General features: G+C 68.7%; 21 protein-coding genes, 1 tRNA gene and 1 pseudogene. 2 read left to right on the top strand and 21 right to left on the bottom strand.

The window, feature by feature from the left end:
- The 16 genes and pseudogenes from ACFWDI_RS16130 to ACFWDI_RS16055 form a co-directional block, all read right to left on the bottom strand.
- A pseudogene (locus tag ACFWDI_RS16130) lies at positions 1-1250 on the bottom strand (cell division protein FtsK); the annotation flags it as partial.
- Positions 1251-1325: 75 nt separating this feature from the next.
- The gene (locus ACFWDI_RS16125) at positions 1326-1526 is read right to left on the bottom strand and encodes a DUF6257 family protein (protein WP_385304413.1); all 201 of its coding nucleotides are present in this window, start codon (positions 1524-1526) and stop codon (positions 1326-1328) included.
- Positions 1526-1684, bottom strand: a complete 159-nt coding sequence (locus ACFWDI_RS16120) for a hypothetical protein (RefSeq protein WP_385304411.1) — start codon at positions 1682-1684, stop codon at positions 1526-1528. Before ACFWDI_RS16120 ends, ACFWDI_RS16125 begins: the two co-directional genes overlap by 1 nt.
- A 95-nt stretch (positions 1685-1779) precedes the next feature.
- Positions 1780-2091: a hypothetical protein gene (locus ACFWDI_RS16115; protein ID WP_385304410.1), complete on the bottom strand. Its 312-nt coding sequence runs from the start codon at positions 2089-2091 to the stop codon at positions 1780-1782.
- The gene (locus tag ACFWDI_RS16110) at positions 2088-2354 is read right to left on the bottom strand and encodes a hypothetical protein (protein WP_385304408.1); all 267 of its coding nucleotides are present in this window, start codon (positions 2352-2354) and stop codon (positions 2088-2090) included. The genes ACFWDI_RS16115 and ACFWDI_RS16110 overlap by 4 nt, the downstream gene beginning before the upstream one ends.
- Positions 2354-2728 carry a DUF6907 domain-containing protein gene (locus ACFWDI_RS16105; protein ID WP_385304407.1) on the bottom strand — a complete coding sequence of 125 codons (375 nt, stop codon included), beginning with the start codon at positions 2726-2728 and terminating at the stop codon, positions 2354-2356. The genes ACFWDI_RS16110 and ACFWDI_RS16105 overlap by 1 nt, the downstream gene beginning before the upstream one ends.
- Complete coding sequence (locus ACFWDI_RS16100; RefSeq protein ID WP_385304406.1) at positions 2725-3429, bottom strand: helix-turn-helix domain-containing protein; 705 nt, start codon at positions 3427-3429, stop codon at positions 2725-2727. Before ACFWDI_RS16100 ends, ACFWDI_RS16105 begins: the two co-directional genes overlap by 4 nt.
- 144 nt (positions 3430-3573) lie before the next feature.
- Positions 3574-3753: a hypothetical protein gene (locus ACFWDI_RS16095; RefSeq protein WP_385304403.1), complete on the bottom strand. Its 180-nt coding sequence runs from the start codon at positions 3751-3753 to the stop codon at positions 3574-3576.
- Positions 3753-4397, bottom strand: a complete 645-nt coding sequence (locus ACFWDI_RS16090) for a hypothetical protein (protein ID WP_385304401.1) — start codon at positions 4395-4397, stop codon at positions 3753-3755. Before ACFWDI_RS16090 ends, ACFWDI_RS16095 begins: the two co-directional genes overlap by 1 nt.
- Positions 4394-5089: a hypothetical protein gene (locus tag ACFWDI_RS16085; protein ID WP_385304399.1), complete on the bottom strand. Its 696-nt coding sequence runs from the start codon at positions 5087-5089 to the stop codon at positions 4394-4396. The genes ACFWDI_RS16090 and ACFWDI_RS16085 overlap by 4 nt, the downstream gene beginning before the upstream one ends.
- The gene (locus ACFWDI_RS16080) at positions 5086-5283 is read right to left on the bottom strand and encodes a hypothetical protein (protein ID WP_385304396.1); all 198 of its coding nucleotides are present in this window, start codon (positions 5281-5283) and stop codon (positions 5086-5088) included. Before ACFWDI_RS16080 ends, ACFWDI_RS16085 begins: the two co-directional genes overlap by 4 nt.
- Before the next feature lie 17 nt (positions 5284-5300).
- On the bottom strand, positions 5301-6905 hold the full coding sequence (locus tag ACFWDI_RS16075) for a DEAD/DEAH box helicase (protein WP_385304395.1): 1605 nt from the start codon (positions 6903-6905) through the stop codon (positions 5301-5303).
- A gap of 330 nt (positions 6906-7235) precedes the next feature.
- Positions 7236-10262: a DUF927 domain-containing protein gene (locus ACFWDI_RS16070; RefSeq protein WP_385304393.1), complete on the bottom strand. Its 3027-nt coding sequence runs from the start codon at positions 10260-10262 to the stop codon at positions 7236-7238.
- Between the two features lie 91 nt (positions 10263-10353).
- Positions 10354-10971, bottom strand: a complete 618-nt coding sequence (locus ACFWDI_RS16065) for a DUF6907 domain-containing protein (RefSeq protein WP_385304390.1) — start codon at positions 10969-10971, stop codon at positions 10354-10356.
- A gap of 13 nt (positions 10972-10984) precedes the next feature.
- On the bottom strand, positions 10985-11263 hold the full coding sequence (locus ACFWDI_RS16060; RefSeq protein WP_385304389.1) for a DNA-binding protein: 279 nt from the start codon (positions 11261-11263) through the stop codon (positions 10985-10987).
- Complete coding sequence (locus tag ACFWDI_RS16055; RefSeq protein ID WP_385304388.1) at positions 11260-11502, bottom strand: helix-turn-helix domain-containing protein; 243 nt, start codon at positions 11500-11502, stop codon at positions 11260-11262. The genes ACFWDI_RS16060 and ACFWDI_RS16055 overlap by 4 nt, the downstream gene beginning before the upstream one ends.
- Positions 11503-11592: 90 nt before the next feature.
- Here ACFWDI_RS16055 and ACFWDI_RS16050 point away from each other — a divergent pair, with 90 nt between their 5' ends.
- Both ACFWDI_RS16050 and xerC read left to right on the top strand, forming a co-directional pair.
- Positions 11593-12366 (top strand): helix-turn-helix domain-containing protein, encoded by a 774-nt coding sequence (locus ACFWDI_RS16050; RefSeq protein WP_385304387.1) that lies wholly within the window; start codon positions 11593-11595, stop codon positions 12364-12366.
- On the top strand, positions 12363-13961 hold the full coding sequence (gene xerC, locus ACFWDI_RS16045) for a tyrosine recombinase XerC (RefSeq protein WP_385304385.1): 1599 nt from the start codon (positions 12363-12365) through the stop codon (positions 13959-13961). Before ACFWDI_RS16050 ends, xerC begins: the two co-directional genes overlap by 4 nt.
- 15 nt (positions 13962-13976) lie before the next feature.
- Here the strand turns inward: xerC and ACFWDI_RS16040 are convergent.
- The 5 genes from ACFWDI_RS16040 to ACFWDI_RS16020 form a co-directional block, all read right to left on the bottom strand.
- A tRNA-Lys gene (locus ACFWDI_RS16040) sits at positions 13977-14049 on the bottom strand.
- An 88-nt stretch (positions 14050-14137) separates the two neighbouring features.
- Positions 14138-15727, bottom strand: a complete 1590-nt coding sequence (locus ACFWDI_RS16035) for an amino acid permease (RefSeq protein WP_385304384.1) — start codon at positions 15725-15727, stop codon at positions 14138-14140.
- 48 nt (positions 15728-15775) lie between these two features.
- Positions 15776-18769, bottom strand: coding sequence for an FG-GAP-like repeat-containing protein (locus ACFWDI_RS16030; protein WP_385304382.1), 2994 nt, complete (start codon positions 18767-18769; stop codon positions 15776-15778).
- Positions 18770-19061: 292 nt separating this feature from the next.
- Entirely contained in the window at positions 19062-22115 is a 3054-nt protein-coding gene (locus ACFWDI_RS16025; protein WP_385304381.1) for an FG-GAP-like repeat-containing protein, read from the bottom strand.
- Positions 22116-22383: 268 nt separating this feature from the next.
- Positions 22384-22746 (bottom strand): FG-GAP repeat domain-containing protein, encoded by a 363-nt coding sequence (locus tag ACFWDI_RS16020; protein ID WP_385304380.1) that lies wholly within the window; start codon positions 22744-22746, stop codon positions 22384-22386.
- Positions 22747-22787 lie beyond the last annotated feature (41 nt).

Raw genomic sequence — 22787 nt, 5'->3', positions numbered from 1 at the left:
CCGAGGACCAGGCGGTGGGCGACGTGCCGCATCCCCATCCAGTCCTGCCCGCCCTTGAAGTCGGCGACGTAGTGCTTGACGTAGGCGTCCAGCAGACCGGCCGCGGTGAGGAGCCGCTGGGTGAAGGTCTTGCCGCGGCGGGGCAGGCCGCCGAAGAACATCGACTGCCAGACGACGGGCACCGAGACGCGGTTGCCGCGGGCGTCCTGCCCGAACGGGACGGCGTCCCAGATGGAGAACGTCTCCATCCCTTCGAGGGGCGACGGGACGGGCGGGGCGAGGTACGGGTCGTCGTCGGCGACCCACATGGAGACGCGTCCTGCGTGACCGCCACCGTGGGCGCGGACGCGGGCCATGATGACCTGAATCTCGTCGACGCCGAGCTCGGCCGCGATGGCGGTCCGCTTGGCGAGGACATCGGCCGCGGTCTTGCCGCCGCCGCGCGGGAGGTCGAAGACGACGGCCCAGCCGTTGCCCTCGCGTAGCGGGCCCATGATGCAGGTGACTTTGGGGCCGTCCTCGTCGCCCTTGCCTTGCTTGAGCAGGCCGACGGCGCGCAGGGCGTCGTTGAGCTGCTGGCCGGACATGTCGATGCGCAGCGGCGCGCAGGCGTGGTCGAGGACCTTGGCCTCATCGCCCCAGCCGAGGGTGGACAGGGTGGTGCACAGGCCGCAGGTCACAAGGGCTTTGAGGCCGAACGGGACGAGGTCGATCTTGTATGTGGCTGTGAGAGCCGAGAGGGCGAAGGCGGCGGAGCCCCAGCGCCAGCGGCGGGCTTCGGTGCGGGCGCGGTGCGCCATCTGGTAGCGGATGGCGAGGGTTTCGTCGTCGGGCTTGGCCTTGGACTGGGCGCGCAGGGCCTTGACGGTGCGGGTGTGGTCCTGGGCGGTGAGGACGGGCCACAGGCGTCGGCCGCCGCGGAACGCTCCGCGGGCGCTGTAGCCGACGATACGGACGGCGTACTTGGGGGTGCGGATGGCGTGATAGCCGGCGTGCCAGCCGATGAGCTTGAACAGGGCACCGGAGTTGGCGCGGACGCTGGCCCAGTTGCGGGCCCACGCGGGGAGGATCGGGACGTCGGGGACGGTGAGCCAGTCGGCGAGGGGGTTGTCGTCGCGGTCGACGGCTTCGACGATCGCTTCGGCGTCGGCGAGGACGGCGTCTTCGTGGTCCGCCTTGGTGAGGGTCACGGCGTCCTCGGGTGCGTCCCCGAAGGTGTCCCACGAGATCGGGATGGTGGTGTCGGTCATGATGGGGGTCCTCTCTCTCAGAGATGGGCCCGGGGCGGTCGAGCAGCTGCCAGGCGGACGGCCGCCCCGGGGTTGCTACTTGGTCTTTGCCTCGCGGGCTTCCCGCCGGCGGGCGCCTTCGAGGACGCGCTCGACCTTGCGCTCAAGGTCGGCCTGGTAGACGCGGCCACCGTTCACGCGGTCATCGGCCAGCCCTCGCTTGGCCATACGGGCCATCAGGCTCGCGACCTTGGCTTTCTCCCACGAGGTCAGCTTCGGTTCGTCGGCGTAGGGCATTAGACGGCCTTCTTCTCGTCGACTTCGGAGATGGCTGCGGACACGGCGGCGAGGCCGAGGGCGATGGCCTCGAGCTCGGCGCCTTCGGGCCGGTCGCCTCCGACGGTGCGGGTGTCGAGGACGGCGGCGAGCTGCTGCCGGAGTTCTGCTGCGGTCATGACGCTCTCTCCTGTCTGGGGCTGGACTGTCCGGCCCCACCGCACCCGCCGAGGGCTTGTATGACATGCAAGGCCTCGACAGGACGGAGGGACTGTCAGCGGCCCTTCTGGACGTCCTTCCAGATGGAGCGGAGGACGAGGACGCAGATCGTGAGCGCCACGGCAGAGATGGCGACGGCCATGGCGGAGATGGCGACGGTCAGCAGGAAGATCGAGCCCCCGACTCCGATGCCGATCCACTTCGCCGCGCTGCCCGAGGAGCGGGCGTCTGTCGGATTTCCGACAGACGACTGCTGCGCCTGCTGGGTGAGCTGCTGCGCCCGAAGTACGGCCGCGATGAGCGCCAGTTGCTCCGAGTTGTGCGCTGCCTCAACCGCTTCGGCGGAGGCCTTCTCGATGTCGCTCATCGCCGACCCCGCTTCTTGCCGTCGTCGCTGAACGTCGCGTACTCGCCCTTGGGGTAGACGTAGTTCGACATCGCGCCCTCGGCAGCCACGGCTGCGGCACCGAGCCCGGCAATGGCGTAGGCGGCGGCGGTGCTGTGGTCGGCCGCCGTGTCGGCGAGCACGGAGGCGGCCTGAGTAGCTCGCTGGGCAAGCGCCGGGGTGGAGCCGTCGGCTCGGGTCGTGTTGTTGAGCACGGCGTCACGGACGCGGTCGCGGATTCCCATCACTCGCCCCTCTCCGCGTGCTGCATGGTGGCCAGCTGGCGGGCGAGGGTCCGCAGGTGCACGGAGTGGATGACCAGCGCGGCGGCGATGCGGTCGAGCTGCCGGGGGTCGGACGGGTGCCACTCGCCGTCGAGCTCGACCGCGACGTACACCCCGCGGTCGGGGTCCGTACCGGCGAACGGACGCCGCACGAATGCCGCGCGCATCGCGGTGACCGGGCCGTCGCTGGTCTCGACGTTGAACGGGATGTCGTCCGAGGTGTGGGTGATGTCGGCGCGGGCACCGCCGGGCTGGTGGAAGCCGCCCGTACACCAAGACGGTTCGGGGATGGTGACGGGACCGTGGTCGCGGGTGTTGATGGTGACCGTCTTCATCGGGACGCCTCCGCGAGGAGGGCGTCCGGGTGGAACAGGTTGTGTCCTCGAGCGTCCTTCTCGTGGACGGGCAGGCGTCCGTTGGCGACCCAGCTGCGGACGGTGGACTGGTTGACGCCGCACCGATCGGCGACCTCGCCGGATGTGAGGAGACGCGGCGGGACGGGCGGCAGCTCCGGCGTCTCGGCGGTGTCCTGCTGCTCGGCCCGCTCGATGATGACCGGCTCGGCGGCCGGCCTCTCCGGGACGGCGGCCGGGCTGACGTGGATAACATCCACGACGTCCGTCTCGACCGGGACGGAGTGCGTCTTGCGTGAGTCCCGGGCCAGGGCGTGCGTCCGCCAGATCGCGATCGGGGCGAGCAGGGACACGACGACGACCATGCGCAGGTCGACCTCGAGGACGCCCGCGTCGAGGGCATGGGCTGCGACCTGTGCGGCGCCCATGAGCGCCAGGCTCAGGGCGATATCGAAGGCGCGGAACCAGCGCAGGGCGGCCATCACGTAGCAGTCGATGACGACCGGCAGCATGACGGCGATGGGCTTCGCTGCGCCCATGCGGCGGGCGAGTTCGTATTCGGCGGTCGCGGTGAAGGCGACGCCGGCGGCGAGGGATGCGCGCCGTAGCCACACGCGGGTGCGGTCGGGGGCGACATCGTCGGGGTTGCGGGCATGGCCCGTGGGCATGGCAGGATTCGCCATAGCCGTCTCCTTGCTAGATCAAGGTTTCGGTCAGGCCCTCGTTCGGTGTTGACGCACCGGCGGGGGCCGTTCTGTTTTTGGTTGTACGGCCGAGCTTGGCACAAGATCAGCCGTTCTGTAAGCCTTTGTTACAAAATCGGCGGGTCAAGTCGCCTGCGTCCGGCGGGGGTTGGGCACGCGTCCCATGGCGTCGCCGAGCAGCTCCACGGCTTCGGCGAGGTGGCGCGTGCAGATCTTGAGCTTGGCCGTGGGGTCGACCGCTTCGGCTGTGCACTGGACGCCGCGACGGGACTGGACGCGGCACGTGATGTAGGTGACGGCCATCAGGACGCCTCCTTCTGCTGTGCGTCCTGGTCGTCCCACTGATTGGCAGCGAGGGCGAGCCAGGACTCGGGCGGATAGGCGGTGTTGCACCACTTGCACTCAACCTTGGTGGTGCCGGACGGGACGCGAAGGACGGCGCCGCAGACGACCCCGTCCTCGAAGACGGCCGGGCAGTTGCCGAGACGCAGCGACGCGTCGGGCGGGCTGACGATGGAGAGCACGGACCGCTCGAGGTCGCGGAGCTCCTCGGCGAACGCGCCGGCCATGGGCCAGCTGGCGGCGATCCATTCGAGATTCATGCCGAGCCCGCGCGCGGCGGCCCTGATACGGGCCTCGGTGTCGCCGCGGACCGCGGGCTGGCCCCAGCCGCGGTCCGCCTGCATCGCGGAGCGCCAGTCTTCGAGGATGCCGACGATGCCGCCGGGCCCGCGCAGGTTGAGTACGGGCTCGGCGATCGGCAGGGGTGCGTGTACGCGGGTGCTGCGGCCGAGCTCCGGCCGGCGCCCTCCGGGGTGGAGGAACGCGGCCAGGGCGGTGTAGAGCAGCGGCGCGCGGTCGAGCCGCTTCGCCGTGCCCAGCGTGCAGCCGGGGCACAGGTATCCGTCCTGCAAGTCCCGCTCGCACAGGCCGCACGATGCGCTCATGCCGCCAGTCCTTCCGTGTCAGGCCACGCGCAGCCGACCAGGCCGCGGGCGTTGTCCTCGGGCACCTCGGCCAAGGGGTGGCCGAGGTGGTGCAGGCCCATGGCGAGCAGGGCGTAGGCGTCGGCCATGTCGTAGCGGGCGACGCCCTCGAGCTCGATGCCGTACCGCCGCGAGACCTCGTCGCGGACCAGGCCCTTGGGTGCGGAGCCCTTGCCCGCGGCGTACAGCGCCCGGCAGCTGGGCGGTACGAGGGCGTAGGGGACGCCGCGGCGCCAGCAGGCCTGCCGGACCATGACGCGCAGCCCGGCGAGGTCTTCGTGCCGGTGGGCGACGCCGCCCCCGAATGACGGGCCTTCGATCACCGCAAGGTCCGCCTTCTTGATGAACGAGGTGACCTCGTCGACCAGGTACGCCAGCCGCGGGTGACCCTTCAGGGCCTTGGGCGGGATGTAGTCGACCCACCCGTCACCCGCAACGCCGGTGCAGGTGAGGGACAGGTCCAGCCCGATGACGAGCGGGCGAGAAGGGGCCCGCGAGCTTGCGTACCCTTCTTCCCGGCTCCGGGAAAAAGCCTGGTCACCGCCGGGGGTCACGGTCTGGCCGTGACCCTGGTCGCCGTCCGACCTGTTACGCAGATTGTGCGCACCAGGGGTCTCAACATTCCTTAGACCCTTCTCGTCGGCCGCGGTCACGCCTGCTCCCGCACGGTGAGGGCGTCGCGCCAGTCGCTGGTGGCGACCGACTTGCGGGCCTGGTTGAGGGCGGCCTGGTCGGTCCGTGCTTCGCGGCGGTCGTCGAGGGCCTGGCCGACAAAGTGCACGGCGATGGTGAAGGCGACTCCGATGTTGGCACCCAGCGCCAGCAGTTGTGTCTCGTGGTCGGTCATCGTGAACTCCTTCGGGTTCAGGCGGCGAGGGCCGCAGAGGTGTAGCTACGCAGGGCCTGGCTGGCCTCGTGGATATCCATCAGGTCCGAGACCTGTCCGGCCGTACTGCCGGCCGGGATGATGACCCGCTTGTAGCGGCACCAGGCCCGCTGCTTTGAGCTCGGCGCCTTGTCCCGGTGGCGGGCGGCCCGCTGGAAGTACGCCGGGTTCACCAGCTGGCGGGCCCGGTGCTCCGTCCAGTGCATCGCCTCCGCCAGGGGGAACTCCCGGTCCGGGTCCGGCTGGAGAACGCCCTCCTGCGCGCCCCAGTAGCGCAGCCGGTACATGCCGGGCTGCGAACCGCGAGCGAGGAACAGGAACATGCGGACCGTCAGGGGTACGAACCACAGCCCGTCGTCGGTCTGGAGCCAGCGCACCGGGGATTCGTGGAACAGGTTGACGTCCTCCCACTCCACCTCGCCGATCGCCGCAGCCAAGTCGTCCGCGTCCGATGCTTCACGGAGCGACTGGCCTTCCTTCGGTGCAGAGACGCTGCGCCCGGTGAGGTCGACGATCGAGGCGAGCTTGTGGCGGGTGGAGGCGCCCATCACGTCGAGGATCAGCGCCTTGTCCTTGCCCGGGTGCAGACGCAGCCCGCGGCCAGCCATCTGGCAGTACAGGCCGGCGGACTTGGTCGGCCGGGCGATGACGACACATGAAGTCCACGGAGCGTCGAAGCCTTCCGTCAGGACCATGCAGTTGGTGAGCACTTGGACCTGGCCGGTCTTGTACCAGTGCAGCGCGGTCGCGCGGGCGTCCTTGGACATGTCGCCCCAGATGGTGGCGGCCGGGATGCCGACGTCGTTGAGAGCGTCAGCCATGGACTGGGCGGTCGCCACGGTCGGGGTGAAGACGACGCCGGGCCGGTCTGAGGCGAACTCCTTGTAGGCGTCCGCGACAACCTCGGCCGCGCCGGAGTCGTCGAGGGCCTGGCCGAGTTGGTTGTCCTGAAGGTCACCGGCCCGGGTCTTGACCTTGTCGAGGTCGAGGCCCTCGACGACGACGCGCTTGCCGGTGACGTCGCACAGGTACTCGTTGCGGATCATGTCGAGGATGTCGAGGGTGTAGACGACCTCTTGCCAGACGTCGGCGAGTCCGCCGCCCTGCCGGGTCATGGTGGCGGTGAACCCTGCGGTGGGTACGCCGCGCCAGGCGCCGAAGTGCTCGAGGACTGTCATGTACGTCTTGGCGGCGGCGTGGTGGCACTCGTCGACGATGATCATGCCGATGTCGCGGATGGCTTCGCGGCGGCGCTTGACGGCCAGTGTCTGGATGCTGGCGACGATGACGTCCGCGTCCTGGTGCTCGTCTCGTTCGGCCTTGACGATCCCGACCCGGAGTTCGGGGCAGACGGCCTTGATCTTGTCTGCGGCCTGGGTGAGAAGTTCTTCACGGTGGGCGATGACGAGGGCGGGGTGCCCGTTGAGGCTGGTGAGCTTGTCGACGATGAGGTTGGAGAAGACGACGGTCTTTCCGGCGCCGGTTGGGAGGACGACTCCGAGGCGGTTGTTGTTTCCCTGCCAGCCGTCGGTGAGGGCGTTGATCGCCTCGGTCTGGTAGGGGCGCGGGCTGTAAGCGGGCATAGCTCTACCTCGATCCGGCGGTGCTGGAGGGGTGGCTTGCTGCGGTGGTACGCGTGCGTACCGGCTGCGTACCGGCTTGCGTACCGGCCCCAAAGGGCTTCTGACCTGCTCTTATGTCTCTATTTCTTAGAGTGGTACGCAAGGTACGCAGGAAGACACGCTCATATACGCGCGCACCTGCGCACGCGCACACGCGCGCTGCCATTTCGGCTGCCATTTCCGGCGAGCTGCGTACCGGCCTCGCCGGAGACAAGAAGTCGCCCTGACCTGCGGAAACGGAGGCTGCGGTGTGGTACGCAGAAGTGCGTACCACCCCCCTATCGGTGGCCTTCACGCTGCCTCCGCCTCGTCAGCGCCGACGTCCAGCGCCTGCGGAGTGAAGGTGATGCACCGCGCCCGGGTGCCGGCGAACCGGGCCGGGATCAGGTGCTTGGGCCGCTGAGAGTCCCGCACCTCCAGGTAGCCGGCGGCGATCCAGCCATCCAGCACGGCGTCGAGCGAGTAGCCCGCGGACTCCAGGATCTTGCGCAGACGCTCGGGCAGGACGGCCGCGCTCGGCTTGTCCGCCGTACCCTTCATGACGCCCAGCCAGCCCGTGTACGGGGGCCGGTCGGAGTCGCCCGGCCACAGCTCCCAGCTGTGCGACGCGATGTATTCGCGGACGACGTCCATGGCCATCTCCGGCCGGTTGTCGGTGGGGTTGTGCGCCGCGAACATGCGCTGCCACTTTTCCTCCGGCAGCGGCTCGTAGGGCAGCACCCCCCACTTGCACGCGAGAGCCTCGGCGAGGGCCAGCACGGCCACCATGGGCGCCCTGCGGCCGGTCATGTCGCTGTCCCCACGGAACTTGTCCGTCAGATCCCTGTGCCTGTCCTTAAGGGCCATGTGGCCGTTCGGCTTAGCCAGACCGTCCTGGAGGTGCTGGACGAAGGCGGGGCCCGCGTGGCCAAAGTTGGCGAGGACCCCCTCGCGGGCCTTCACGGCCGTCTCGCCACCGTTGTTCCCGAAGGGCGGGATGGTGGTGCCGAGGATGCGCGCGGCGGCGCCCTGGCTGGTGGTGAAGGACAGGGCGGGGCGTTCGCCGGAGGAGAGCAGGATCGTCTCCCAGGGCAGCATGTTGCCGAACGCTCCACCGGACCGGGCTTTGCCGTGGTTCATCGGCAGCTGGTACAGGACCTCGTCGATGAGGGTGTCGTCGGAGACGGCCATGGTCTCGTCGAAGACGGTGACGATCCCCTGGACGAGGTTGAGCCGCTTCTCGATCGCGTACAGGGTGGTGCGCCAGTTGGACATGGCACTGGAGTGTTCGCTCGGGTTGGCCCACACGCTGAGCGCGCACTGCAGGGCTGTGGTTTTGCCCTTGGTGCTGCGCGAGGAGATGTCGAGGGTGAAGGAGTTGATGCCCAGCGGCCGGAGGAGCGACGCGGCGAGCGCGGCGGCGATGGCGATACGCGGCACCGGGAACTTCTCGAGCGTCTTTACCGTGCCTTGCCAGTCGTCGAACGTGCCCTTCCGTCCGTGAGCCTTGGCGACCTCACGCATCTCCTCGTAGACGACGTCGACCTTGGTGCCGTCCTCGGGGGAGGAAACGAATGTGCCGTCCGGCTGCCAGCCGAGGCGGCGCGCCAGCCTCTCGCTGGGGATCCGGTCGAGGTTGGCGGCCTCGAACTCGGCGAGCCAGCGCTCAAGTACGCGGGCGTCGCCCTCGACGGCGGGGAGGCCGGCGCCGCCCAGGTGCTCGATGAGCTTGCGGCCGCGCTTGGCGATCTCCCGGGACACGATGCGCGTGACGAGCCTGGGGAACTTGCGGCTGCGGTCGATCCAGGACAGCTCTACGTACTGTTCGCCATCGGGGTCTTCGAACGTCGCCTTGATGACGACGGGCGTGAAGGCGAAGCGCACCCATGCTTCGTCCTTGTCCTTCCCCATCAGCCGCTTGACCCAGACTCCGCGGTTGTCGACGCGGTACCCGTAGGGGGTCTTGGTGTCGGCGGGGAGCCCGAACGCCTTCCCGAAGTCGAAGGGCTTCGGGGCCTCTTCGGCTCCCTGTTCCTCGCGTTCGTCCTGGTCGTTGTCCGGGGCGGCCGCGTCGGGCTGCAGGGCAGCGGTGCCGTCGATGGGAGCCTCCGTCTGTGGGGCGGAAACGATGCTCAGGTGCTGGGACTTGGCCGGCCGTGTGGCGCGAACGTCTGCCAGCACCGCGGGCGGGAGCGCGGACGCCGCTGCGGATGCCGAGGGATGACCTTCGGCGGCCCGGCGGATGTCAGCGGAGGCCGCGGACAGGTTGCCGCCGTGGTGCAGCGCGGCGAACAGCTGGCCGGGCGAGAGCACCTTGTTGACGAAGTCGCCGGGCAGGCCGGGGAAGTTGTCGGTGCGGATCGTGACGGCGGCCCCGCCTTTATGTACGGCGATGCCGGTGGTCGAAGCCCCGGGGGCCCAGCCGGGGCGGAGCCACTGCTGGCAGTCCGGCCCGCAGTACGAGCAGTTGCCCGGCTCTTGCTGGTGGTAGGTGCAGCCGACGAAGGAGAGGATCTCTCCGGCGCAGGCGTGCTCGCCGAGGATCTGTATGGGCCCGGGGCCGCCGGTCGTCGGACTCGAGGTCTTCGCTGACCAGACAGGCGGGGCGGCTGCGGGGGGTGTGGGCCGCGGCTCGGGCTTCGGCTTCAGACGGTCCGCGAATTCGAGCAGTTCTTCAAGCGTGTAGCTGGGGCCGGAGGCATCCAGGATCTGACACATGGCCGGGGTCCGGCCGGGCTTGCGGTTGATGGTGCCCGGCAGGCGGAGCACCCGTGCCAGATCTTTGACGCCAGTCCCGTATCCGTTGCCCATCTTCTTCGCGCCGAGCAGCAGGATGTTCTGCCAGTCGGCGGCGAACTGGGTGGCGGTGGCGAGGTCGAGGTCTTCGCCGATGACGGCCGGGGTGGTGAGCTTCCACCTCTTGTACAGTCCGCCGCCGCTGTGGTGTGTCTCGGTGGCCGCGGGCAGCCCGGCGAATGCGGGGATGTCTGCGGCTTCGGCGGCGTCCTTCGGGAGGCCGGTGGTCTTGTGGCCGTCGTCGCCGAAGTCGAGGTCGGACCACATGTCGATCAGCGCGTGCGAGTCGGCAGCTTTGCCTCGGCCGCTGGTGACCGACCCAGGGGCGATCGTGGTGACTCGGACGTAGATCCCTTGGACCCCGGCCCGGTCCTCGGTCATGGCCCATTGGACGAGGTTGCCGATGTCGGCGGTGCGGATGCCGGCGAAGTTTCTGGTGGAGCAGACGGCGAGGAGACCGGGCGGTGTCGCGCCGAAGTGCTGTGTGGCCCAGTCCTGCATGATCTGCGGGTCGGCCGTCAGCGGCTCGGTGTTGCTGTTCACGAACCGTGGCTCTCTTCCGCTCGGGACGGGTGCTGCCTGGCCGGGCGGCCGGAGGTGGGGTCCCCGGCCGTCGCGGTGTTGTCGGTCGCGGTCACTTGCCGCGCTCCATGTCCATCAGGTGGCGCATGTGGCGGAGGCCGTCGACGAAGGTGTCGAGGTCCGCTATGACCTGGTCGAGCTGGGGACCGTTGAGGAGAACGCCGTTGCCGCCGCTGTTGTACGAGACGAGCGGCTCGCCGGTGAACTCGTCGAGGGCGCCGAGGTTCGCGGAGAGGAGCTGGTCGCCGCGGCAGGCCATGTCGTCCGGGAGGGGCATGTCGATGCGCGGGCCGACGTGCTCGACGACGGGCTCGCCGTCGTCGTAGTGGCGGGTGATGTCGCCGTCGCACCACGGGTAGTGGCCGGGCTCGGCGGCCGCCTCGTCCTTCTTCTCCTGCTCGATGAGGGCGAGGAGCGGCTTGAGGGACTGGTTGTCGACGACGCGCCGGGTGATGCTGGCGAGGCAGTCGACGACGGGGATCAGGTCCTGGTTGTTCTGGTCGTGCACGGCGACAGCGAAGGCGCTGTAGGTCTGGCCGGCGGCGATGGTCTCGCGGGCGGTGTCGATGGTGTCCGTGCTGGCGCCGGTCGCGATGAGCGCCGCGAGGATGGTGTCGGTCAGGCTGTCGCTCTGAACGCCGGACGGCGCCGTTGCCGTAATCTGGTTCATGGCGTGCTTCTCTCTACTTACTGGTGGGTGTGGTGCGCTGAACCGAGGCCGCTGGAGGTGCAACTCCGGCGGCTTCGCTGTTGCTGAGGCCAAGGAAGACGTGAAGGTCGACGGTCCGCGCTACGCGGCGGCGACCGAGCCTGATGACCTCGATGGGCAGCCGGTTCTCGGCTGCAAGCTGATACGTGGTGCTCTCCGCCAACCCCAGGGCCCGGCCGACGATCGGCCACAGGGGCACGAGCGCGGGCTGGTCGAGGATCTCGGCGATGGTGAGGGCGGCCGGGGCGGTCACGCTGCAGCCCCGGGGTGCACGAGGGGCTTGAGGTGGCCGGCGAGTTCGTCGAGATCTACGACGAGGGCGAGCCGGTAGAGCGCTTCGATGGAGAGCTGCTTCTCGCCTCGCTCCACCTTGGACAGGTGCCCCGGGTCGATGCCGGAGCGCTGAGCTGCAGCCCGGAGGGACATCCCCTTCGCTTCGCGAGCAGCGCGCAGCGAGGGAAAGTTCAACGCGGACGTTGAATCAATCTGCATGTTGTTGACCGTAGGCCACCGACGCGTTTGAGTCAACGAGAGGTTGAGTGAATCTGGCGTGGCGTTGACTCTTGGTCTACGGTGGCCAGCATGAGTCGAGACGAGCCACTCCCCTACGAGCGCGATGACCTGCCGGAGCACCTGCGCCGCCCCGAGGATCCCGTGCTGTCGATCAACCAGATCGTTTCCTACAACCTCATGCGCGCCCGTCGTACTCACGGCTGGACGCAGCAGGATGTAGCCGAATTGCTCGAGCGCTACACCGGGCGGGCATGGTCAAACGCGAGCGTGAGCGCCGCCGAGCGTGCCTTTCAAGGCGGACGTCCGCGTCGCTTCGACGCGAGCGAGATCGTCGCGATGTGCAAGATCTTCGACGAGCCCATCTCATATTTCTTCATGCCGCCGGAGGACGAGTACTTCAACAAGTGGGTTGCCATGCGGGAGTTTCCCGACGGCATTCCGGAAGTGGATCCCTCCAAGAGTCACGATCTGATGGCGCTCATCCCCACAGCGGTCCTGGTTGAGATGCTCGGCATGCACGAGGCGCCGGCTGACTTCACGGATCGCATGCGCCGCCTTGCGCTCCAGTGGCTGGGGCTGTCGTGGCAGGGGCCAGGCTTTGTCTTCGCCTTGCGGGAGGTCACAGACTTCGATGACCTCGTCGGTGTGGAGGCTCCGAAGGTGGAGCCTGGCGTGGAAGTGGAATTGGTCGAGGCGCAAGAATTGGCGCAGATTGTGGAGAAGCAGGTGACTGAATCCCTTCGAGCCATCCACCCTGAGCTTGTACGCAGCATCGCTCAGGCTCTAGTGCAGGCAAAGCTGACGGTGATCAAACCGAAGAATGAGGGAGACGCTCTGCAATGAAGGGATCCACGTACCGCCGGTGTTACTGCCGGGGCGCGGACGGCCGGGCGCTGGGCAAAGCCTGTCCGCAGCTGTCGAGCCGACGGCACGGCGTATGGGCGGTACGGCAGGAGCTCCCTCCCCGTGAGGACGGCGGCCGCCGTTCCTTCTCCCGCTCCGGGTACGACTCGGCGAAGGACGCACAGAAGGACTTGGACAAGGTCCGCGCCCTGCTCGACCTCCCCGCCGGCGACGACGCCGAGGGACAGGTCAGGGTCGGAGACCTGCTCGAGGCGGTCAGCAAGAACAAGAAGGCCCCGCTGCCGGACCTGGAGGAAACCAGGCGCCGACTGAACCGCGGGCAGAAGCTGTCGTCTTCGCTGACCGTCGGGGACTGGCTGGACGAGTGGGCCGCAGCAAAGCGGAAGACGCGACGGGTGACCACCCTCAACGGCTACGAGGGCCACATTCGCGTGCACCTGAAGCCGGCGATCGGGCACATCCGCCTGGACCGTCTGGGCGTCGGCCACTTGGTGGAGATGTTCGACGGCATCGACGAGCGCAACGAGGCGATCGTCGCGGCGAACGCAGCCCGGCGTGAGCAGGAGGAGCGCTCCCGCTGGACGAAGCCGGGCCGGCCGCCAGCTGCCGCCCGCGCCCTGCTCGACGTGGAGCGGGCCAAGCTGGCTGAGATGAAGCCGCACCGGAAGGTCACCGGGCCGGCGACGAAGCAGGCCATCCGCCGTACCCTGCGTGCCGCGCTGAACGCGGCGATCGGCCGGGAGTACATCACGTTCAACCCGGCGAGCCATGTGGAGCTCGAGACCGCGGCCCGGCCGAAGGGGCTGCTGTGGACTGCGGAACGCGTGGCCCGCTGGCGGGAGACGGGCGAGAAGCCCAGCCCGGTCATGGTGTGGACGCCCGCCCAGCTGGGGGCGTTCCTCGATGCGGCCGACGGGCACCGCCTGTACGCCTTCTTTCACTTGGTCGCCCATCACGGTCTGCGCCGCGGCGAGGGAGTGGGGCAGGCGTGGGCCGACATCTCTTTCGAGACGCGCCAGTTGACCGTGGCGAAGGAGATCACGGTCGACGGCTGGAAGCCGATCGAGACGCAGCCGAAGACGGCCGACTCGGCTGGGACGATCCGGATCGACAAGGGCACCGTGGTCGAGCTGCAGGCGCACCAGCTCCGCCAGCTCGCTGAGCGGGAGCAGCGCCTCGAAGCCGGGCTGCCGTGGACGGACACAGGGAAAGTGTTCACGCGCGAGGACGGAACCTGGCTCCACCCCGAGGAGGTCTCGGAGGAGTTCCGGCGGATCGTGCGCGAGGTCGACCTGCCGCCGATCAATCTGCGCGACCTCCGCCACGGCGCCGCTGCTCTGGTGAAGGCCGCCGGCGGGGATCTGCACGACGCGAAGGAGAAGCTGCGCCACTCCACGATCGTGCTCACCTCGGACACGTACATGGCGCTGTTCGAGGAAGCGACGGAGGAGTTGACGGAGGCTGCGGCGGCCGTCGTGCCGCGCGCCCGGAAGCCTCTCGACGACACGTCCGCTCACGCATCGCTCACGCAAGAGGCCGAAAACAAGATCAGCCCCAAGCCAGAATCTCTCTGACCTGGGGCTGAGGCGTAGGCCGTGTGGGACTCGAACCCACAACCAACGGATTAAAAGTCCGCTGCTCTGCCAATTGAGCTAACGGCCCTCGGCATTGCATCCCCGAGCATAGCCGGACGGGACCGGTGAGCCGATCGGGTATCGGATCACCGGCCCCGTCGAGACCCCGCCGCAGATCACCGACGTGACGTCTCGCGGGCGATCGTCCGGGGGTGGTTGCGGTTCAGGAACCAGTGGCGGGCCGAGGCCAGCCACCACGCCGCGGCGAAGCCCAGGACGACCAGGACCGCCACCGGGGCGTAGTTGAACGTCTCCGAGGTGACCGGGGAAACCTGCGGAAGCATGAAGAGCACGGTGATCACCGCGACCCAGGTCACCGCCACGATGCCGATCGGGCGGGACCAGCGGCCCAGGTGCCAGGGGCCGCGTTCGAAGCTGTCGCCGCGGAACAGCCGCAGCAGTGTGGGGATGACGTACGCGATGTAGAGGCCGATGACCGCGATCGAGGTCACAGCCGCGTACGCGGTGACATTGATCAGATACGGCAGACCGAGGACCAACGCGCCGACGGTCGCGAGCCAGACCGCGGCGACGGGCGTACGGGTCCGGGGGCTGACCGTGTGCCAGACGTTCGAGAACGGCAGGGCGCCGTCCCTGGAGAAGGCGTAGATCATGCGGCTGTTCGCAGTGACCGACGCCATACCGCAGAAGAGCTGGGCGCCGATGACGACCAGGAGCAGCAGCTTCCCGCCGGTCGCACCGAGAGCGTCCAGCAGGATCTGGGCCGGCGGCGCTCCCGTCGGAGAGGCCAGGGCTCCTTCGTACGACTGGATGGCGAAGGTGAAGCCGAGCAGCAGGACGAAGCCCGCAATCCACGAGGTCCAGATGGACTGGACGATGCCGCGCGGGCCGGCGGTCGCGGCGTCGTGGGTCTCCTCGGTCATATGGGCCGAGGCGTCGTAGCCGGTGAAGGTGTACTGGGCCATCAGCAGTCCGATGAGGACGACATACAGGCTGCTGCTCCAGCCGGTGTTGTTCACGAACTTCGTGAACACGAACGACGCCGACTGGTGGGAGTCGGGGGCGAGGGTGAGCGCGCCGACGATCAGCGCGACGCCCAGCACATGCCACCAGACGCTGACGTTGTTGAGGATCGCGACTATGCGTACGCCGAAGGTGTTGAGGAGGCCGTGCAGCGCCAGGATCGCGGCGAACAGCAGGATCGTGCGGCCCGGTGTGACCTCGAAGCCGAACTGGAGATTGAGGTACGCGCCCAGGAAGGACGCGGCGCCGAAGTCGATACCCGCCGTGACGGCGACCTGGCCGAGGACGTTGAACCAGCCCGTGAACCAGGCCCAGGCGGCCGCGGTGCGCGGCGGTGCCAGCCGGTGGGCCCAGAAGTACAGGCCCGCGGAGGTCGGGTACGCCGAGCAGATCTCGGCCATCGCCAGGCCGACGAACAGGGTCATCAGGCCGACGGCGACCCAGCCCCAGGTGATCACGGCCGGGCCGCCGGTGTTCATGCCGAAGAGGTAGAGGGTGAGACAGCCGGAAAGGACCGAGATGATGGTGAAGGAGACGGCGTAGTTGGAGAACGCCGACATCCGGCGGGCGAGAACCTGGGTGTAGCCGAGCTGGGCCAGGCGCTCCTCGTCGGACCCTGCGGAGGGTGGGGTGGGGGTGGTGGATACGGATTCGGGCGCGGCGACGGGCGCGGGCGCCGAGCCGACTGGCGGGGGCTGCCCCGTACTGGCGTTGTCTGTCATGCCCCCAGCAATTCCCTTGCCGGGGGCACCACATGCGCCAGTCGTGGCCTAAAACAGCGCCCGGTAGTTCTGCCAGCCCGTTCCGATCGTCTCCGTCGCCCCGAACGAACCCTTCCCGTCACCCCTGTTGCGCAGCAGCTTGCCGTTCGTGTCGCGGGAGACGAGATCGTTCCTGCCGTCCCCGTCGAGGTCGCCGACGCCCACGAAGGCGTTGCGCCCGGCCCCCCAGTCCTTGAAGACCAGCACGCGCGGCTTGAGCGTCCCGGCCCCCGTACCGTCGTACCGCCACAGCTCCCCGCCCGCGTCCCGCGCCAGCAGATCGCCACGGCCGTCGCCGTTCACGTCGCCCGCCCCGATGAGGGTGAGTCCCTTCCAGCTCTCCGTGCCCAGCTTGACGCCCGCCTTCAGGCCGCCCGCGCCATTGTCCGCGTACAGATACAGCGCGCCCGTGCTCCGCAGGCGGGCGAGCAGGTCGGCGCGGCCGTCACCCGTCAGGTCGCCGGGCGTGACGAGTGCGTCGAAGGCATTGAAGCCGGAGCCGATCTTCGCCTTGGGGGCGCTGGTGGACGGGATGCCGTGGCACCGGCCGCTGTAGCGGTTGAGGTCACCGGCGGTGGTGCGTACGAGCAGGTCGTTGCAGCGGTCCCCGTCCATGTCGCCGAAGGGAAGGACGTGGTTGATCTCCGCCCAGCCTCCCGACTCGGTCTGGAACGAGCCCCACTCGGAGGACGCGGACATGCCCTCGTGCGCGGTGAGCACGGTCATCCGCTTGGTGAGCAGCTCGGGGACGCCGTTTCCGTCGTAGTCATGGAAGGTTGTGGCGCCGCCGGAGATCCGGACCTTTCCGGCCTGCACCGCGCGTGCCCCCGAGCCGTCACCGGGGTCGGCGCTCAGGGTCCAGCCGTACGCTCCACCGAGCACGACCTTCCCGTCGTCGCCCTTGCCGTCCCAGCCGGCCGTGATCCGCGCGCCTTCGCGCTCCGTGGAGCTGATGGTCCGTACCGCGCGCCCTGCCGCGTCCTTGAAGACGATGCTCCAGCGAGCGGCCGGGCGGGTCAGTTGCCAGGAGCCGTCCCAGGTGCGGTCCTGATCGGCGGGCCAGTTGACCACGGCATCCGTGTCCGCCTCGCCCTCGACGACGCTGATCGGGGAGCGCGGGACGGTGACCGGCTTGATGTGGATGCGCTGCTCGGCGTCCGTGTACGCGACATGGCCTCCGAACTTGTCGACAGTCCACTGCCCGTCGTTCGGCACGTCGGCGAACTCCGTCGTCTTCAGGGCGGCCGGGTCGCGGATGTCGGTGAGCAGAAGCTTCCCGGCCGCATTGTCCTTGCGGACGAGGAAGCCGTCGCCGAGCTTCGCCGAACCGAAGGGGACGCGGGTGGTCTCGCGGGTCTTCTGGTCCCACACACCGGCCTTGGAGCGGCTGTCACCGAAGTCGCAGGCCCAGTAGATCCAGCGGCCCACGGCCTGCAGATCGCTCAGGGAGCATCCGGAGTTGATGAAGAATGTCGGCGACGTCTTCTTCGTCTTCACGTCGTACCAGGTGATGGTCGACGGGTAGTTGGATGAGCTCTCCCGCCACAGCGTGCTGCCCCAGATCGATGCCTTCCTCGAGCCGTTGGTGAGGGTCGCGGCGATGTTGCCGTCGCGGTGCTTCCGCAGGTCTCCGACGTACAGATTCCCCTGGGAATAGGAGACCGTGTAGCGGCCGGTGGCATCGGCCAGGGTCCCCTCGGAGGGCAGGTCCACCGTGTCCAACGTGGTCGGGTCCAGGGGCACCCGCACGCGGGACCCCTCACTGAACGCCGAGCGGCCGTCGCCGAGCGCGCGCAGATCGGTGGCACTCCCGGTGGCCCGGGACCGCAGCGTCCGCTCTCCGGCCTGGGGCGTGCCGGTCACCGCCACCTCGTGGTCGTACAGGGAGGGCAGCGGACTTCCGTCGGCCGTGCTGATGTAGCTGAGCTTCCCTCCCCCCAGCGCAAGCGTTCCGGTCTTCGCCACGACCGGCGGCACCTGCTTCACGACGGACAGCTGCGGCGTCCCGTCCGGCCCCGTGGTGATCCGGCGCACGGCCCAGTCCTTGGATCCGCTGCCCCCGGTGGCGAGGACGCTGCCGTCGGGCGCGGTCGCGAGGTACTCGTTCGCGTACGGCAGGAGCTCCTTGACCGGTCCGCCGCCGACCGGCATGGCCTTGAGCGGCGTGCCCTGGACGTACTGCTCCTGCTCGAGGGGCTGCAGGCGGTTGAAGACGATCCAGTCACCGACCAGCGCGAACCGGGCGAAGGTGCGCTCGTGGCCGGTGGGCGGTGGCATCTGCACGGTGACTGGCTTGGCGTCCGGGTTGTACCGCTCGACGGTGGTCAGCGTGGCGTTCTCGTACGGGTAGACCAGTACGTGTTTGTCGCCCAGGACGACGTAGTCTCCGGCCGCCTGGGGGAGCGGTGTGAGCCGCGCGTGCTCGTAGTCGAAAAGATAGGTGAGGCTGGTGCCGTCGGCCCGCCAGACCTTCAGGATCCCGCCCCTGGTGTCCTGTTCCAAGGTGGTGATGCGCACGGCGTCCGTCGGCAGCCCGCGGACCTGCCGCTCGACGACCCGGCCGTCGACGACTCGGAACAGGCTGAGCGTTGAGTTCTGGCCGTCGCTCCCCCGGTGGTAGGCGAGCACGGAGTCGGAGTTGTACGCGTCCGCCCACCAGTAGTCGAGCGGCAGCGTGATGGAGGTGACCCCGCCCGTCCCGAGGTCGGTGATCCGCACCACGTCGCTCTGCTCCGGCACACCGTCGGTGTACGCGGCCCGCAGCCCGGAGTGTCCCCCCTCCTCCAGCTGCCCCGCGGGACGGGTCGCCCCCGTCGCGTAGTCCGTCCACAGCTTTCCGGTAGTGCCTTCCTGCTGGTGCAGGAAGCCGGCGGCCCCGGCCTCCAGCACCTTCTCGTCGCGCGGAATGAACCGCGCGCCGGCCGGGATGACGACTTCCTGTGCCGCCGGGTCGTCTGCTGCGACAGCGGACTGGACGGTCAGTGGACCGAGGCCCGTTGCCATGATGATGGCCAAGGTGCCCGAAGTGCATGCACGCAGGAGCGCATGACGGTTCAAGAAGGTCCCTCCCCAGGAGCCTGAAAAGGCAGGGGAAAGACACGGCACCTCACAGCCGTTGAAATATCCGGCCGGGCTCCCCTTGCCGTGCCCCCCACCGCAAGTGGACGGATCGTAACAGGTGCCTCACAGACAACGGAAGAGATTTTCGAACTCGTTCAAAAAAGAGCCGGGCCCGTGCCTCGCAAGGAGACAGGGACCCGGCCCGGGTTCAGCCCTGGGAGGTCAGGGGCGGACCCTAGAAGAGCCCCTTGTAGCCTTGCCAGCCGGTCCCGATCCTGACCGTCGACCCGAACGACCCGGCTCCGTTGCCGCTGTTGCGCAGCAGATCTCCCGCAACGTTCCGGGACACCAGGTCGGCCTTGCCGTCGCCCGTGATGTCGCCGACGCCGACGAACACGTTGCGGCCAGTGCCCCAGTTGTTGCCGAAGACCAGCACCCGCGGCTTCACCGTGCCGGCCGCCGTACCGTCGTACCGCCACAGCTGGTTCGTGCCATCCACGGCCAGCAGGTCACCGATGCCGTCACCGGTCAGGTCACCGGCACCGAACACCGCGCGGTACGCCTTCCAGTTGGTGCCGATCCGCCCGCGCGCCTTCAACTTGCCGGCGCCGTCGTCCGCGTACAGATACAGGTCCCCGGTCGACGCCTGCCGCGCCACCAGATCCGGACGACTGTCACCCGTCACATCCCCGGGCGACGTCAGCACATTGAACTGGTTCCACACCGTGCCCAGCGAGGTGTACGCGGTGGTGGGCGTCAGCGCCTTCGCGCAGCCCGGCTTGTATGCCCGCAACTCACCGTTCGGCATCCGCACGAGGACGTCATTGCACCGATCGCCATTGAGATCCCCGAACGGAACGGCAACGGCCGAAGTCGGCCAGCCGCTCCCGGTCGTCGCGCCGGAAAACGCCCCTGTGGCGGTGCCGTGGTGGAAGGCGAAGGTACCGGAAGAGTTCAGCGACAGCAGGTCACCGATCCCGTCGATCGTGCCCCCGAGCCCGGCATGGTCGTGCCGTGCCGCCCCCGCACCGGTGAGTTTGACCGAGCCGGATCCCGTCAGTGGCGCGCCTTGGCCGTCAGCGGGTTTGGCGGCCAGGATCCAGTCGTATGTCCCGCCGGGGACGTACGCGCCCGAGCCCGCTTTCCCGTCCCACGTCACCGACACGATCCCTCGCGCCGACGCCCCTGACAGCGTTCGTACCACTTCCCCCGTGGAGCTGTTCCTGAGGGTCAAGGACCATGATGCAGCGGGCTTCGACAGCCGCCATGTCCCCTTCCAGTACTTATTCGCGGACCGCGCGTCGACGGTCGTCGGTGTGCTGGAATCGATCGTGGTCAGGGCGGACACCGTCCCCGGCACTGTCCTCACATGAACACGCTGTTCGCGGTCCAGATAAGCGATTCCTCCGCCGAAGCGGTCGACTGTCCATGTCAGGCCACGGCCTGTCGGGCTCTCGGTCGCCGCCAGTTCGGCAGGCACCTGGGTCGTGCTGCCGCCCTGCCTGAGATCCGTGATCTCCAGCCCGTCCCCGTTGGCACGCCGCACGAGATAGCCGTCGCCGAGCAGGACCTCACCGTCCGGGACAGCAACGGACTGCGCCGTCATACGGTCGTACACACCGGCCGGACCCGCTGCCGCGCAGCTCCAGTAGATCCGACGGCCGACGGTCTGGATCTCCTGGGGAACACAGCCCGCGCCGGTCTCAACTTCCCCGGTCTGCGTGCCACTGCGCAGATCGACCGAGGTGATCCGGCCCGGCTTCGCTGCATCCGCCGTCCAGAGCTCGGCGCCCCACACGGACGCGGCAACAACAGCACGGGTCTTGAGGACCTTCTGTGCCTCGGTGTCGAGCACCGTCTGGACCGCCGGCTCCTCGCCGTTGTAGACGACGTAGCGTCCGGAGGTACTGACGAGACGGCCCCGGACCCCTTCGGGCACCAGCGTGTACGTTCCCGCGCCGCCCTCGCGCTCCACGTTCACGCCTTCGAAGTCCATGGTCTGCGAGACGATACGGGCGACACCGCCGTCCCCGGTGGCCTGCGCGAGGCACTCTTCACCGCCGAGATGACAGGTGGGAGACGCTCCTGCCCCGAAGTCCGTGCGTACTGCGGGGTCGAGCGTGCCGTCCAGGGCAAGGTCCCGGCGGAAGAGGTGCAGATCTTGACTCCACCTACTGCTGCTGGTGTCACCGGTGATCAATTGACTGTGCGCCAGGGTCAGCACTCCGGTGTGGGCAGTCGCAGGCTCGACGTCTCGCACCCGGCTCACCGTCAGGCTTCCGTCCGCCGCGGCGGACACGCGCTGCACGGCCCAGTTCTGGGCATCGGTGCCACCGACCACGAGCAATGATCCGTCGGGAGCCACCGCGCCCTGGTCCTGGGCCAGATCGAGGATCTTCTGAGTCCGGCCGAGCGGCGCCACTGCCCGCAACTGAATAGGCGCGTACCCCGGAGCCCATCCTCCGTCGCCGTTTCCGATGACCCAGTCACCGATGACGGCGAGCGGCCAGTAGGCATTCGACGGCAAAACCTTGAGAGCCGCCCCCGGCTCGTCGCGGGGGACCACCTTCACCTGGCCGGAGCCTGGAAGGACTACAGAGGTCGACGTCAGTCGAACTCTCAGGGAACCGAGGTTCACCCCAGCCGTACCGAGAGCGGCGAACGCCTGGTCAGTCGCACCCGATTCCATGTCGACAACGAGCGCCCTGGTCTCGTCCGCCAGCGCAAAGGGAAGGACGAGGGACCGGGCGTCGCCCGCCAGCACCCCGGCGCGCCACGCCGCGCCGTCCGGCAGACCAGTGATCGTCCGGTCGGTGGTCGTGCCGTTCAGGTCACGCAGCAGATGGAATTCCACCACCTGGTTCACGCGTGTGTAGGTGAGGACGGAGTCCCCGAAGGCGCCGAGATAGTACTGTCCCGCCGGCCAAGTGATCGAGACAGTCCGACCTGTCCCCATGTCCTGGATGCGCACTTTTCTTGCGGCGCTGTCGGCCTGTAGGAGCACGAAGTCCGAACCCACCCCGTTGCGGTTCGTGCGCGCCGGAGTCACGCCTTCAAACGTGGTCGTCGCCCCGTCGTAACGCGTCCACTGCAGCCCGGGTGCGCCTTCCTGCGAGTGCAGATACCCCGAGCTGCCGGCGCTGATGAGTACGTCCGAGCGCGGCAGGCCTCGCTCCGCCGCCGGAATCGTCACCTCGGCCGGCGGCGGCGTCTCAGCAGCTGCCGCAGGCACAACGACCATCGGCGCCAGCGATGTGATCGTCGCGGCAACGGCAATCGCAGCGGACATGCGGACAGCACGCCGTCTTGGAGCAAAACGCAACAAGGAGGTCCCTCCCCGGGAAACCTGAAAGTCAAGGAGCGGGGAGAGTGTGCGGTGGCCGATGACGGGCGGAACGATTCCGCCGGAGCCCCCCTGCCGTGCCCCCACCGCAAGTAGGCGGATCGTAACAGCCGCCTCACAGGCAACGGAAGGCACATTCGAACCCGTTCAAAGAGCGGGGCCCGCCCAGTGCCAGGACGACACCGAGCAGGCCTCTTTCGAACCAGCCGCGCTGCTAGAAAAGGCCCTTGCAGCCCTGCCAGCCGGTCCCGATCCTGACCGTCGACCCGAACGACCCGGCCCCGTTGCCGCTGTTGCGCAGCAGATCGCCCGCCGCATTGCGGGACACCAGATCCGCCTTGCCGTCGCCCGTGATGTCACCGACGCCGACGAACACATTCCGGCCCGCGGCCCAGCTGTTGCCGAAGACCAGCGCCCGCGGCTTCACCGTGCCCGCCGCCATGCCGTCGTACCGCCACAACTGGTTCGTGCCGTCCACGGCCAGCAGATCGCCGACGCCGTCGCCATTGAGGTCACTGGCACCGAACACCGCCCGGTACAGCTTCCAGTTGGTGCCGAACTTCCCGCGCGCCTTCAACGTGCCCGCGCCGTCGTCCGCTGAAGAATCGCGAGGAGGCG

Source organism: Streptomyces sp. NPDC060064, assembly GCF_042736455.1.
Taxonomy (GTDB): domain Bacteria; phylum Actinomycetota; class Actinomycetes; order Streptomycetales; family Streptomycetaceae; genus Streptomyces.
This window is presented reverse-complemented; position numbering and strand designations above follow the sequence as displayed.